This window comes from Streptomyces sp. NPDC002867, from assembly GCF_053591895.1.
This window is the reverse complement of record NZ_JBSFUR010000028.1, coordinates 1-13504: the sequence shown is the minus strand read 5'-3', so window position 1 is coordinate 13504 and position 13504 is coordinate 1. Positions and strand designations below refer to the sequence as shown.

At 70.6% G+C, this 13504-nt stretch carries 11 protein-coding genes; 5 read left to right on the top strand and 6 right to left on the bottom strand.

All coding sequences use genetic code 11. From position 1 onward, the window contains the following. Positions 1 to 205: 205 nt before the first annotated feature. The 6 genes from hpf to mtnA form a co-directional block, all read right to left on the bottom strand. A complete protein-coding gene (gene hpf, locus ACWD0A_RS23975; protein WP_177153255.1) occupies positions 206 to 895 on the bottom strand; it encodes a ribosome hibernation-promoting factor, HPF/YfiA family in 690 nt (229 codons plus the stop codon). A 344-nt stretch (positions 896 to 1239) separates the two neighbouring features. Next, positions 1240 to 1956, bottom strand: a complete 717-nt coding sequence (locus ACWD0A_RS23970) for a ComF family protein (protein ID WP_451301210.1) — start codon at positions 1954 to 1956, stop codon at positions 1240 to 1242. 89 nt (positions 1957 to 2045) lie between these two features. After that, a complete protein-coding gene (locus tag ACWD0A_RS23965; RefSeq protein WP_451301208.1) occupies positions 2046 to 3893 on the bottom strand; it encodes an LpqB family beta-propeller domain-containing protein in 1848 nt (615 codons plus the stop codon). Then, positions 3883 to 5889 carry an MtrAB system histidine kinase MtrB gene (mtrB, locus tag ACWD0A_RS23960; protein WP_451301206.1) on the bottom strand — a complete coding sequence of 669 codons (2007 nt, stop codon included), beginning with the start codon at positions 5887 to 5889 and terminating at the stop codon, positions 3883 to 3885. The genes ACWD0A_RS23965 and mtrB overlap by 11 nt, the downstream gene beginning before the upstream one ends. A 1-nt stretch (position 5890) precedes the next feature. After that, a complete protein-coding gene (gene mtrA, locus ACWD0A_RS23955) occupies positions 5891 to 6580 on the bottom strand; it encodes a two-component system response regulator MtrA (protein WP_451301204.1) in 690 nt (229 codons plus the stop codon). A 4-nt stretch (positions 6581 to 6584) separates the two neighbouring features. Then, the gene (gene mtnA, locus ACWD0A_RS23950) at positions 6585 to 7730 is read right to left on the bottom strand and encodes an S-methyl-5-thioribose-1-phosphate isomerase (protein WP_451301202.1); all 1146 of its coding nucleotides are present in this window, start codon (positions 7728 to 7730) and stop codon (positions 6585 to 6587) included. 179 nt (positions 7731 to 7909) lie between these two features. Here mtnA and ACWD0A_RS23945 point away from each other — a divergent pair, with 179 nt between their 5' ends. From ACWD0A_RS23945 to ACWD0A_RS23925, 5 genes are read left to right on the top strand one after another with little or no spacing between them, the layout of a single operon-like run. After that, positions 7910 to 9118: a glycerophosphoryl diester phosphodiesterase membrane domain-containing protein gene (locus ACWD0A_RS23945; RefSeq protein ID WP_451301200.1), complete on the top strand. Its 1209-nt coding sequence runs from the start codon at positions 7910 to 7912 to the stop codon at positions 9116 to 9118. A gap of 4 nt (positions 9119 to 9122) precedes the next feature. Next, positions 9123 to 9812 (top strand): DUF4129 domain-containing protein, encoded by a 690-nt coding sequence (locus ACWD0A_RS23940; protein ID WP_451301198.1) that lies wholly within the window; start codon positions 9123 to 9125, stop codon positions 9810 to 9812. Next, entirely contained in the window at positions 9809 to 11023 is a 1215-nt protein-coding gene (locus ACWD0A_RS23935; RefSeq protein WP_451301196.1) for a DUF4350 domain-containing protein, read from the top strand. The genes ACWD0A_RS23940 and ACWD0A_RS23935 overlap by 4 nt, the downstream gene beginning before the upstream one ends. Then, positions 11020 to 12003 (top strand): AAA family ATPase, encoded by a 984-nt coding sequence (locus tag ACWD0A_RS23930; protein WP_451301194.1) that lies wholly within the window; start codon positions 11020 to 11022, stop codon positions 12001 to 12003. The genes ACWD0A_RS23935 and ACWD0A_RS23930 overlap by 4 nt, the downstream gene beginning before the upstream one ends. An 8-nt stretch (positions 12004 to 12011) precedes the next feature. Next, positions 12012 to 13322 carry a DUF58 domain-containing protein gene (locus ACWD0A_RS23925; protein ID WP_451301192.1) on the top strand — a complete coding sequence of 437 codons (1311 nt, stop codon included), beginning with the start codon at positions 12012 to 12014 and terminating at the stop codon, positions 13320 to 13322. Positions 13323 to 13504 lie beyond the last annotated feature (182 nt).

The following is a 13504-nucleotide window of genomic DNA, read 5'->3' as shown; positions in this document are numbered from 1 at the left end:
TCCTCCCCCTGAAGGCCGTGGCCCGAAGATCATGTCTGGTCTGCCAACCTCAGTGCGACGCACATCCGTTGGCTTGCCACGTCATGCTTTCATGCCCGGACGACAGAGCGGTGATCCAGTGGTTGCACGGGGGTGCCCCTGGGGGGCGCACAGGGCGCTCCAGGGGCACCACTTCATCGCTGACGGGGCTCAGTACGCGCCGGGGTCAGCCGCCCAGCGCACCTCCGGCTCCACCTGCCTCGGAACCGGCCAGCGGGTCGGTCTCCAGGCGGATCACGCCGTAGTCGTAGGCATGCCGCCGGTAGACGACACTGGGCTGCTTCGTCTCGGAGTCGACGAAAAGATAGAAGTCATGGCCGACCAGCTCCATCTCGTAGAGAGCCTGGTCGAGCGACATCGGCGCTGCCGTGTGCAGCTTCTCGCGAACCACCAGCGGTCCCTCGCCCTGTACTTCGAGCGAACCGATCCTGGTGGTGGGAATGGATTCCGTCGCCTCTTCGGCGAGAGTCTTGCCATTGGCGTTCAACTCGGCGACACCGGGCACCACATCGGCCACCTCTGCCGCCGACAGCCGACCGGTGCCGCGCCGGGTGTGGCGCTTGTCGTGCTGCTTGCGAAGCCGTGCCTCCAGCTTGCCGGTGGCGAGGTCGAGCGCTGCGTACGGGTCGGCGGCAGCTGCCTCCGCCCGGATCACCGGGCCGCGGGAGCGAAGCGTGATCTCCACGCGGTCGGAACGGTCTGCCTGCCGCGGGTTGTGCTCCTTGGACACCTCGACGTCGAGGCTGATCACCTTGCCGTCGAGCTTCTGGATCTTCTCCAGCTTCAGCTTCTCGGCCACGTGCTTGCGGAACCGCTCGGGCACCTCGGTCTTGCGGCCCTTGACGACGATGTCCACGCAGAACTCCGTTCCCGGATCGCTCCGACGGCTCACCGGCCGCGGAGCATCTCCCTCTTGCACCAGGCTCCGGTGATCACCGGGGCCTCGGACTTGGCGACTTTCACCTCCTCCTCCCCAGTCGACAAGATCCCCACCCCACCCAATTTCGAGGGTGTCCCTGTCCCGAATCCCCGGCCGGGAAATCGGCAGCGCATTCGGTGAGGTTCGGGCATCGCCATTCCTCACAACCGAACATAGCTCGCTCGGACGGATGTCGGCACCCGATACCTGAAGGTACCTCCGATCAGGCGTTTTTGCCCTCTCACTACCTGCAACGATGCGAGTTCCTCTTCAGTTCCGGTTTATTCGAAGGACACCGGTGGCACCGCCACGACAGCAGCTCTCGGCCGTACGAATCCCGGACCCGCCGCCTCCTCCACGGCACTCAGTGCCCGCGCCGCCTCCACCAAAGAAGCGCCGGTCGTCATGACGTCGTCCACTAGAACTGCTGTATCGCCCTTCAGCAGCCGCGCCGCCCCTTGCCGCAGTCGCAGTGCCCCCGAGAGATTGACGAGCCTCTCGCGGGCGGTCAGCCCCGCCTGATCGGCCACCGGCCGGTGCTGGCGCAGTACCGGCAGCACCTGCGCGGGGCACCCCGTGCGCCGCAGCTCGGCCGCCGCCGCCAGCGCGATCCGGCGGGCCGGATCATGACCGCGGGCCCGCACCGCCCTGCGGGCGGACGGCACCGGCACCAGCAGCAGCACCCCGTGCGCCGCGCCGTGGGGCCGCCGGGCAGATGCCCGCACCGCTCCGGCGAGGGCCCGGCCGAGCGGCCCGGAGAGCCCTAGCGCACCCCGCTCCTTGTGCGCGAGCAGCACGGCCCGCACGGCATCGGTGTACGCGGCGGCGGCATGCACCACCGGCAGGCCCTCCGGCTCCGGCACCGGTCTCGCACGCCGTGCCGGCCTCCCGTGCAACGCGGCCGCGCAGCGCTCGCACAGCTCGGTACGCGGCCTGCCGCAGCCGCCGCAGGCCACCGGCAGCACCAGACCGGAGATCTCCCGCCACCATCCCCGCACGGAAAACCACTGTGCCGAGGTCCCCGCCCGGGGGCCACCCCTGTGGACAACGCACCGGAACCCGCCCACCGGACGGGGAAAGGTCCCTGTCAGCCGGGGTAGACGGGTGACGACCCCTTCTCGACCACCGTCTGCCAGTTCGCGCCGGCCGGCAGACGCACGATGCCGTCCTCCTCCGAATACGCCACCAGCGGCCTGCTCTCGTCGTCCGACGCGGCGACCGCCTTGACCTGGTTCAGGCCGGGCAGGATCGCGTTGGGAGACGTGGACCCGTCGGTCTGCATGTAGCGCACCTGCTGGACACCGCCGGACTCCTTGCCGACCACGACCAGCCGGCTGGGACCCGCCCAGGACACCGCCGTCACCGTCTCCAACTGAGGAGCCGCCGGACGCAGTTCGGTCACGGTCACGGCGAGGGCGTCGCTCGGGCCGTGCCGCTCCACGCGCCCGATCTTCAGCGTGGTCCTGCCGTCCTTCGTCAGCAGCAGCGCCACGCGGACACCGTCCGCCGACACCTTCACCGCCTCGATCCGGGCGCCGTCCAGACCAGGCACGATCTTGACGTCCTGAGGAGTCTCCTCACCACCGGGCACCCGCATCAGCGCCGGATCGGCGGCATCCCGGTCCGCGACCCACAGGTCTCCCCTGCCGTCCCAGCTGGGTGCGGACAGACGGTTGCCGCCCTTGCCCCGGCTGGTCACCAAGGGACCGCCCAGCTCCGTACCGGAGACGATGGACGCCACGTACAGCTTGCTCCCGTCGGGGGAGACCGCCGCCGCCGTGCGCTCGTCACGGGAGACCGCCACCGAGCTCATCGACAGAGTGCCGTCGCCGAACGGCCCCGGCACGTTCTGCGGCGCGCCGATCTCCTTGGTCCCGGCCGCGAGCAGCGCCAGCCGGTGCTTCTCGTCGACGAAGTACTGGTTGTCGTGGGTGCCCGAGCCGTGGTCCGGCGCGTACTCCTCGGCCTGGCCGGCGGTGAGCACGCACAGCTGGCTGCCGTCCGACCGCAGCAGCTCCACCTGCTCGGCACGCGAGGACGACAGGTCCTTGAGCGTGAAGAGGATCTGCGCGGCCATCTTCGTGCACTGCGGCCTGCCCACGCCGGAGGCCTTGCCGTTCAGCGGGACCTTCAGTCCGTTCCGGTCGTCGAACGACAGCGACCTGGTGCCCTTCTTCAGGGCCGTGCCCGTCGGGAAACGTGACTCGACCACCGGCTTCAGCCAGTTCGTCGGGCCCTCCAGCAGCGCGGAGACGGCCTGCGTGACCGGGTCCTGCCGGGTCACCGGGTCCTGCCGCTGCCGGATGTAGACGGGATCGGCCACCATGACGCTCCGCCCGGAGGCGAAGTAGTACTTGTTGACCGAGACGTAGTTGCGCTCGAAGTCCGACGCACCGAGCAGCAGACCGGGCGGCAGACTGTCGATCCGCCACTCCTTGCCGTCAGGACCGCTCTGCTGCGACAGGTGAATGGTCCTGCGGTAGTCCGCGGGCGTCACCGGCTGATAGGCGCGCTGGGAGTCCACCGTGGCTATCTGGCGGCCGAACAGCGGATAGTTCATGCCCGGGTTGTCCCGGCCGCCGAGGACCGGCATGCCGGGGACGGGCGCGGCCTCCAGAACCGTCGTACTCGCCTCGGGCCGCCACTTCTGCGACGTCTCCGGCGTGAGGTACGAACGGGCCGTGGCGAAGTTCGAGTCGTCACTGGTCATCGCTTCGAGGAAGCCCGTGACGATCTCGTCGGGCGTCGCGCCCTTGCGCGGCTGCACGGCGTACACCCGGACCTGCGAATCGCCGCGCTGCGACGCCTTCACGGGGTGCACGTCGCCACTGTCCGGCATCGACGCGCACCCGGCGAGCAGCACTCCGCTCGCGCCGAGCAGCGCCACCGCACGTGCCCCACCCGCGCGCCCCTGACGACGGGGATCAGCGCCCACGACTCGTGTCCTCCTGCTCCGTCGGAACCTTGCCCGTGGCCTCATCGACCCGCTCCCCGGCCGGCCGCGCCACCACCCGGGCACCACTGCCCGGCAGCGCCGCCGGGTCGACGCCCCGCGGCGCCGCGCCACGCACCTGGCCGGGCAGCGGCGCGAACTCCGCCCCCGACTGCACGGGCACGGACGTCAGCCGGTGCCCGTTCACCGGTGCCTCCGCCGAGGACCGCGCACGCTCACAGTTCTGCCGCGAGTCCTCGGGCTCGAGCGGGATCGGCGAACCGCGCAGCGGCTCGTCCGCTGTACGTGGCAGGGTCAGCCTGAACTGCGAACCGCCGCCCGGCTCCCCCCAGGCCTGCAGCCAGCCGCCGTGAAGACGGGCGTCCTCGACGGCGATCGACAGACCGAGACCGGTCCCGCCCGTGGTGCGGGCACGCGCCGGATCGGCGCGCCAGAACCGGTTGAACACCCGGGTCGCCTCGCCCGGCTTGAGTCCGACCCCGTAGTCCCGCACGGCGACTGCCACGGCCCCGCCGGCGGCGGCCATGCGCACCACGACGTCCCGGCCCTCGCCGTGCTCCACGGCGTTGACCACGAGATTGCGCAGCACACGCTCCACCCGGCGGGCGTCCGCCTCGGCCACCACCGGCTGCTCGTCGCCGGCCACCCGTATCCGGGAGCCCTTGCGCTCGGCCAGCGGCTCGGCGCCGCCGATCACCCGCCGTACCACCTCGCGCAGGTCTATCGGCTCCGCCTCCAGCGCCGCGGCTCCGGCGTCGAAGCGGCTGATCTCCAGCAGGTCGGACAGCAGCGACTCGAAACGGTCCAGCTGGTCCCCGAGGAGCTCGGCGGAACGGGCCGTCACCGGGTCGAAGTCGATGCGCGCCTCGTGGATGACATCGGCCGCCATGCGCACGGTCGTGAGCGGCGTCCGCAGCTCGTGCGACACGTCCGACACGAAGCGGCGCTGCATGCGGGACAACTCCTCGAGCTGCTGGATCTTCAGCTGAAGGTTCTGCGCCATCTTGTTGAAGGCCTCACCGAGCCGGGCGATGTCGTCCTCACCGGTGACCTTCATGCGCTCCTGGAGCCGCCCGGCGGCAAGCCGCTCGGCGATCCCCGCGGCCATGCGCACGGGTGTGACGATCTGGCGCACGACGAGCCACGCGATGGCGCCCAGCAGGACCACGACGAACAGCCCGGCCGTGGCGAGCGTCCCCCGGACGAGGTTGAGCGACTGCTCCTCCTGCGCCAGCGGGAACAAGTAGTACAGCTCGTACGGCTGCCCCTCGATGTCGTTCAGCCGGGTGCCCACGACCAGCCCGGGCTCCGGGTCGAACGCGTTGTTCCAGTACCGGATGCTGACGTACGTCTCGTACGTCCCCGAGCCCTGGCCCACGGCGTCCCGCAGCGCCTGCGGAATGCTCGCGGGGTCCACCAGACCCGACGTACGCGGCGCGCGCCCGGACCCGTCCTGTTGGGAGTCGGCGCTGAGAGCCACCACGTTGTACGAGCCCTGGCCGCCGCTGGCGAGCTGCACGACGAGATCGGATCGCCACGAATTGGCGTTCCTGCCCGATGCCGCACCGTCCGGGCCCACGGGGTCGACCGGCGCACTGGCCTGTTCCCGCGCGACGGCGAAGCCGCCGGCCGCCTGGCTCTGCGCCGCCTTGCTCTTTGCGTCGAGCAGACCGTTGCGCACCTGCCCGATCACGACGAAACCGAGGAGCAGAACCACACCGAGCGACATCAGCAGCGTGGTCACGACCACGCGGAGCTGGATGTTCCGCCGCCACAGGCGGACAGCGGGCAGCAGTGGACGGCGCAACCAGCGCATCACGAGCCGAGGCACAGGCCCGCCGGATGCCGCCCCCTCCGGGAGCAGCAGGCACCCCTGGAACAGACGGCCGAATCGCGCGGGCTTGCGCCCCGGTCCGGCAGCCCGCCCCGTACGGACTCCCGGCTCCCCGGGCTTCGGAGCAACGCTGCCAAGGGACATGTCAGCTCGGCCCGGCCTTGTAACCGACACCCCGGACGGTCACCACGATCTCCGGCCGCTCCGGGTCCTTCTCGACCTTGGAGCGAAGCCGCTGCACATGGACGTTGACCAGTCGGGTGTCCGCCGCATGCCGGTAACCCCACACCTGCTCGAGGAGCACCTCGCGGGTGAACACCTGCCACGGCTTGCGCGCGAGCGCGACCAGCAGGTCGAACTCCAGCGGCGTCAGCGCTATCGACTGACCGTCCCGCTTCACGGAGTGCCCCGCCACGTCGATCACCAGGTCACCGATGGCCAGCTGCTCCGGAGCAGGATCCTCCGACCTCCGCAGCCTCGCCCGGATACGGGCGACAAGCTCCTTCGGCTTGAACGGCTTGACGATGTAGTCGTCGGCCCCGGACTCGAGACCCACCACCACGTCCACCGTGTCGCTCTTGGCCGTCAGCATCACGATCGGCACACCGGACTCCGCCCGGATGAGCCGGCACACCTCGATGCCGTCCCTGCCGGGCAGCATCAGGTCCAGCAGCACCAGGTCCGGCTTGCACTCCCGGAAGGCGGTAAGTGCCTTGTCACCGTCCGCTACGAACGACGGCTCGAAACCTTCTCCACGCAGCACAATCCCGAGCATCTCGGCCAGCGCGTTGTCGTCGTCGACGACAAGGACTCGTCCCTTCATATTCGACATCATCCCATTAGCTAATCGTTACCTGGCGTGTCCTGGCACACAGCTCGGCGATGCCGGCCCTCGTGACCGGCGACACCACACCCTCCTCCGTGACGACGGCCGTGACCAGATCGGGCGGCGTGACATCGAACGCGGGGTTGTACGCCTGAGTTCCGAGCGGCGCTACGGACACTCCACCAGCTCCGGACCCCGCCGCCCCTATCTGCGGGGATGTGACCTCCGTCACCTCGCTGCCGGAGCGCTGCTCCACCTCGATCGAGGCACCGTCCGGTGTACTCGGATCCACCGTGGTGGTCGGCGCCACGACGATGAACGGCACATGGTGGTACTTGGCCAGCACCGCGAGCGGATAACTGCCGACCTTGTTGGCCACCGATCCGTCCGCAGCGATCCGGTCCGCGCCGATCAGCACCGCATCGACCTCCCCCGCGGTGAACAGCGAGCCCGCGGCGCTGTCCGTCAACAGGCTGTACGGCATACCGTTGCGCGCCGCCTCGTACGCCGTGAGCCGCGCACCCTGCAAAAGCGGCCTCGTCTCGTCCACCCACAGCCTGCGCAGCTCACCGGCCCGGTGCGCGGCCAACGCGACCGCGAACGCCGTGCCCTCCCCGCCGGACACCAGTGCCCCGGTGTTGCAGTGCGTCAGGATCCGGTGCCCGCCCCCGGGCAGCAGCTCCCCGAGCAGCGCCAGCCCGTGCGCGGCCATTCGCCGGCTCGCCTCCGCGTCCGCACGGTGCAGCCCCCGCGCCGACGCGAGCGCCGCTGCCGCCGCCCGCTCGCCGTCCGCACCCGCTTCCACTGCTGTCCGGTACGCGGCGGCCGCCAGGCGCACTCCGTACCCCAGGTTCACCGCGGTGGGCCGCGCGTTCTCGAGCAGCGCCACCGCTTCCTCGACGTCATAGCCCCGGGCAGCCGCCAGGGCGACACCGTAGGCGCCCGCGATCCCCAGCAGGGGCGCCCCGCGCACCGCCAGGCTATGGATGGCCCGCACGAGGGCCGGAACATCGGTGCAGACCAGCTCCACCTCCTCGACCGGCAGCCGGGTCTGGTCGAGGAGCACCAGTACAGGACCTTCGGGCGGCTCGTCCCAGCGCAGTACCGGAAGCTTCGGCGGCACCGCCTCGGCAGGGTTTTGTGCGTACTGATCAGCCATCCGCCCAGTCTGCACGGTGAGGCTCCGACAATGAAGGTGCGAAGGTGACCGATGCCCCCGCCCACCGGCGGCCGCCGCGTGGCACGATGGCTGCCACAACCGCCCTGCCGGGCGGAAGGGCACCGTGAACTGCCGGCTCGGCGAGCCGGCCCCGCGACCAATCCATGAGGTGGACCACCGTGAACGACACTCCGGGCTGGGCCTCGCCCGGATCGGCTCCCTCCAACGGGCAGAACGCCGGCGTGCCGAATCCCGCCGAGCCCGCCGACGCTCCTTCGTCGAAGTGGTCCAAGGAGCAGCCGCCCCCCGGGCAGTGGTCCGCACCGAGCGGATCCGGTTCTGTCCCGCGGCCTCCCGCCCCCGGCTGGGGCGGCGCGCCGCAGGGAGGCTGGGGTCGTCCGCCCGCTGCGGCCAAGCCCGGAGTGATCCCTCTCCGCCCTCTCGGCGTCGGCGAGATCCTCGACGGCGCGGTGTCGACACTGCGAGCTCACTGGCGCACCGTCCTGGCCGTGACGGTCAGCGTCTCCGTCGTCACTCAGATCGCCAGCATCCTCGTCGAGCGCTATCTGTTGCCCGAACCGCCCGAGGTCAACCCCGACGCGACCCCCGAGGAAGCTCTGCAGCAGTCCGTGGAGTCCCTGCAGGCCAGCATGATCGCCATGGGCCCGGCGCTGCTCATCATGCTGATCGGCACGCTCCTGACCACCGCCCTGCTCACCGTGGTGATCAGCCGCTCCGTCCTGGGCCGTTCCGTGACGCTCCCCGAGGCCTGGCGGGAAGCCCGGCCCCGGCTGCCCCACCTGCTCGTCCTCATCCTGCTGCTGCCGCTGGGCAGTGCGCTGGTCCTGTGCGTGGGCATTCTGCCCGGCGTGCTGATCGGCGGAGCCGGAGTGCTCCTGTCGATCATCGGCGGCATCGCCGCGATCGTGGCCGTCATCTGGTTGATGATCCGCTTCGCACTCGCGCCCCCCGCGCTCGTACTCGAACGCCAGGGCGTCATCGCCTCGCTGCGCCGCTCCGCCAAGCTGGTACAGGGCGCCTGGTGGCGCGTCTTCGGCATCACCCTGCTGACCGTCCTGCTGGCTTTCCTGGTCAGCATGGTCATCGCCATCCCCTTCACCATCATCGGCTTCGCCGTGGACGGCGTCAGCCTCAGCGACTTCTTCAGCGGCAACTCCCCCGAGTTCGGCTGGCCATTCCTGATCATCACCGGCATCGGCTCCGTGATCGCCTCCTCGATCACGTACCCGATCTCGGCCGGTGTGACCGCGCTTCTCTACGTCGACCAGCGCATCCGTCGCGAAGCACTCGACCTCGAGCTCGCCCGCGCCGCAGGCGTCCCCGGCTACGGAACCGAGCCGCCCGGCAACCACTCCACCGGGGGCTGATGCGGTGCTGAGTGCGGGGGGCGCAACGGCAGCTGGGTCGCTGATCCGAGCGAGCGACGACGTACCGGTGGACATTCCGCGTGTCCCCGCCCGTGAGGCGGCGGAACGCGAGCTGTCCGATCCGATGTACCACGAGGACGATCCGAACCTGCTCGAGCGGGCACTGGACAGGTTCTGGGACTGGGTCGGCGGTCTCTTCGAGGGCGCAGGCGGTGCAGGCATCGGCGGAACGGCCGGACTGGTCGTCATCTTCCTCGTCGTCATCGCCCTGGCGGCAGCCCTGTGGTGGCGTCTCGGCACACCCCAGCGCACCCCCGTCCCGGCGGACTCCCTCTTCGACGCCGGGCCCCGCAGCGCTGCCGAACACCGCACCGCTGCCGAGGAACACGCCGCCGCCGCACGCTGGAACCAGGCCGTCCAGGAGCGGATGCGCGCCATCGTCCGCTCCCTGGAGGAGCGAGCCCTGCTCGCGCCGCGCCCCGGGCGCACCGCCGACGAGGCCGCCGCCGAAGCCGGCCGCTCCCTGCCGCCCCATGCCGATGAACTCCGCGCAGCCGCCAGAGCGTTCGACGACATCACATATGGCGGCCGTAGCGCGGACCGGCAGTCGTACGAACTCCTGCGAGACCTGGACCTCGAACTGGAGCGCGCCAAGCCCCAACTGACAGGGGCCGCCCAAGGAGCCGCCGAATGACCGGGGCCGCCACCACCTCCATGTCTCCCACCGCGCGCCAGGTGTGGACGCGTGCTCGCGGAGTCCTCGTCGTCATCCTCCTGCTCGTCGCGGCGGGCATCGCCATGGCCGCCGTGCGCTCGGGAGATCACCACGGCCGACTCGACCCACGCTCCGCGGACCAGTACGGCAGCCGCGCGGTTGCCGAACTCCTCAAGAACCGCGGGGTGTCCGTCCGGGTCGTCACCACACTCGACGCGGCAGGCGCAGCCGCCGGCCCTGGCACCACACTCCTCGTCACCGAACCCGACCTGTTGACCAGCGGCCAGCAAGAGGCCCTCCACTCGGCGACCTCGTCCTCCGGCGGGCGCACAGTGCTCCTTGCCGCAGGCTCCGCCTCCATCGACACGCTGGCTCCCGGCGTCCGTGCCGACGTCCCGGCACGGGTCGCGCCCCGGACTCCGCAGTGCACCTACCCGGTCGCGCGCCGGGCGGGCAACGCCGAGCTCGGCGGGGAGCGTTACAGCACCGACGCACCTGGCGCCGACAGCTGCTACCCGAGCGACGGACTGCCGTCCCTGCTCAGGGTCGACACCGCGGCCGACGGTGACACCGTCCTTCTCGGCGCCCCGGACATCCTCTACAACGACCGTCTCGACAAACACGGCAACGCCTCCCTCGCGCTTCAACTCCTCGGGGCACGGCCCGAACTGGTCTGGTACATGCCGTCGCTCAGCGACCCCTCCGCCGTAGACAGCGGTCAAGAGCGGGACGGCGGCGAAGAAGGTGCCGAGAGTGAAAGCGCCTTCCTGGACCTCATCCCGTCCGGCTGGCTCTGGGGCACGCTCCAACTCGCGCTCGCAGCCGTCCTCGCCGCCATCTGGCGTGCACGCCGCCTCGGCCCGCTGGTCACCGAGCGCCTGCCGGTCGCCATCCGCGCCTCAGAGGCCACCGAGGGCCGCGCCCGCCTCTACCGCAAGGTCAACGCCCGCGACCGCGCCGCCGCCTCGCTGCGCTCCGCCACCCGGGCCCGCCTCGCCCCGCTCCTCGGTCTGCCGCCTGCCGAAGCGCACTCCCCCGACGCCCTGATCCCTGCGGTCTCCGCCCAACTGCCCGACACCGCCCGGGACATCCGCGACCTGCTCTTCGGCCCCGCCCCGGCCGACGACCCCAGCCTTGTTCACCTGGCCGACCAACTCGACGCCCTCGAAAGAGAGGTACGCACCTCATGAGCGCCCCGACCCCCGAGACAGCCGAGAACTCGGACCGCGCCCGCACCTCCCTGGAGGCCCTGCGCACCGAGATCGCCAAGGCGGTGGTCGGCCAGGACCCTGCTGTCACCGGTCTCGTCGTGGCTCTGCTCTGCCGCGGCCACGTCCTGCTCGAAGGAGTCCCCGGAGTCGCCAAGACCTTGCTGGTCCGCGCACTTGCCGCCTCCCTCGAACTCGACACCAAGCGCGTCCAGTTCACCCCCGACCTGATGCCCAGCGACGTCACCGGCTCCCTGGTCTACGACACGCACACCTCAGAGTTCTCCTTCCAGCAAGGCCCGGTGTTCACCAACCTCCTTCTGGCCGACGAGATCAACCGCACCCCTCCCAAGACGCAGTCGTCACTGCTGGAAGCGATGGAAGAGCGCCAGGTGACGGTCGACGGCACACCGCGCCCCCTCCCCGAGCCCTTTCTCGTCGCCGCTACGCAGAACCCCGTCGAGTACGAGGGCACCTACCCGCTCCCCGAGGCACAGCTCGACCGCTTCCTCCTCAAGCTCACCGTCCCCCTCCCCTCACGCGAGGACGAGATCAATGTCCTCACGCGTCACGCCGAGGGCTTCAACCCGCGCGACCTCGCTGCCGCGGGCGTCCGCCCCGTAGCCGGCGCCGCAGACCTGGCGGCGGCCCGGGCCGCCGTCGCCAAGGTCTCGGTTTCGGCCGAGATCGCGGGCTATGTCGTCGACATCTGCCGCGCCACCCGCGAATCCCCGTCGCTCACCCTGGGCGCCTCACCTCGCGGTGCGACAGCCCTGCTCTCCACCGCCCGCGCCTGGGCCTGGCTCACGGGCCGGGACTACGTCATCCCGGACGACGTGAAGGCTCTGGCCCTGCCCACCCTGCGTCATCGGATCCAGCTGCGCCCCGAAGCAGAGATGGAAGGAGTCACCCCCGACTCCGTCATCACTGCCATCCTCGCCCACGTCCCCGTCCCCCGCTGAGGCTGGTCATGGCCCTCACCGGACGGACGGCGCTTCTCGCGGCGCTTGGCTCTCTCCCCGTCGGCATCCTCGCCCCCAGCTGGACGGGGATGCTCGCCATCAACGCGCCCCTCTCACTCGCAATCTTGTGCGACTACGCCCTCGCCGCGCCAGTGCGGACGCTCCGTTTCACCCGATCCGGTGACACGTCTGTTCGACTCGGTGACACGGCTCAGATCGAGCTGACCCTCACCAATCCGTCCGGCCGCCCCCTCCGCGCCCAGCTTCGGGACGCATGGCCCCCGAGCAGTTGGGCTCCCGGGACCGAGCAGTCCGCCTCCAGACACCGCCTGAACGTGCCCGCAGGAGAGCGCCGGCGCGTCACGACGCTGCTCACTCCCACCCGTCGAGGCGACCGGCACTCCGAGCGCCTCACCGTGCGCTCCTACGGACCGCTCGGCCTCGCCGCCCGCCAGGGCAACCACCACGTCCCCTGGACCGTACGCGTGCTGCCCCCCTTCACCAGCCGCAAGCACCTGCCCTCGCGACTGGCCAGGCTCCGCGAACTCGACGGCCGGACCAGCACCCTGATCCGCGGGCAGGGCACAGAGTTCGACAGCCTCCGCGACTACGTCCCCGGAGACGACACCCGCTCGATCGACTGGCGTGCCACCGCCCGCAGGACCACCGTCGCTGTCCGCACCTGGCGGCCGGAGCGGGACCGGCACATTCTCGTGGTCCTCGACACCGGCCGGACATCGGCAGGCCGGGTCGGTGACGTCCCGCGACTGGACGCCGCCATGGACGCGGCGCTGCTCCTCAGCGCGCTTGCCTCACGCGCCGGCGACCGAGTCGGCCTGCTGGCCTATGACCGACGGGTACGTGCTCAAGTTCAAGGCCGCTCGGCCGGTGACATCCTTCCCGCCATGGTCAACGCGTTCGCGCCGCTGGAACCGGAACTCGTCGAAACCGACGCCCGCGGGCTCAGCGCCGCCGCACTCCAGAACGCTCCCCGCGGGTCACTCGTCGTCCTCTTGACCAGCCTCGATGCCACTCCGATCGAGGAGGGGCTGCTGCCGGTTCTTCCTCAGCTCACTCGTCGGCACACCGTGCTGGTCGCGTCCGTCGCCGACCCGCACGTCGAGCAGATGACCGCCAAGCGCGGGAGCGCAGAGGGCGTCTACGAGGCAGCAGCCGGCACACAGGCCCATATCCAGCGACAGCGAACGGCCGAACAACTCCAGCGCCACGGGGTCACGGTCGTCGACGCAACACCGAAAAAGCTCGCCCCCGCACTGGCAGATGCCTACCTCGCGTTGAAGGCCGCCGGTCGCCTGTGACGCCGACGAAGGCGTAAGCAGCCTCAGCATGCTCGGCCGTCCACGTCCTGTGGCCGGCCGAGCACGAGAAGCATCACATCGAAAACACCCGGAACGCAGGAAAGCCCCGGAACAGTGTTCCGGGGCTTTCCCACAATGATTGTTCGGCGGCGTCCTACTCTCCCACAGGGTCCCCCCTGCAG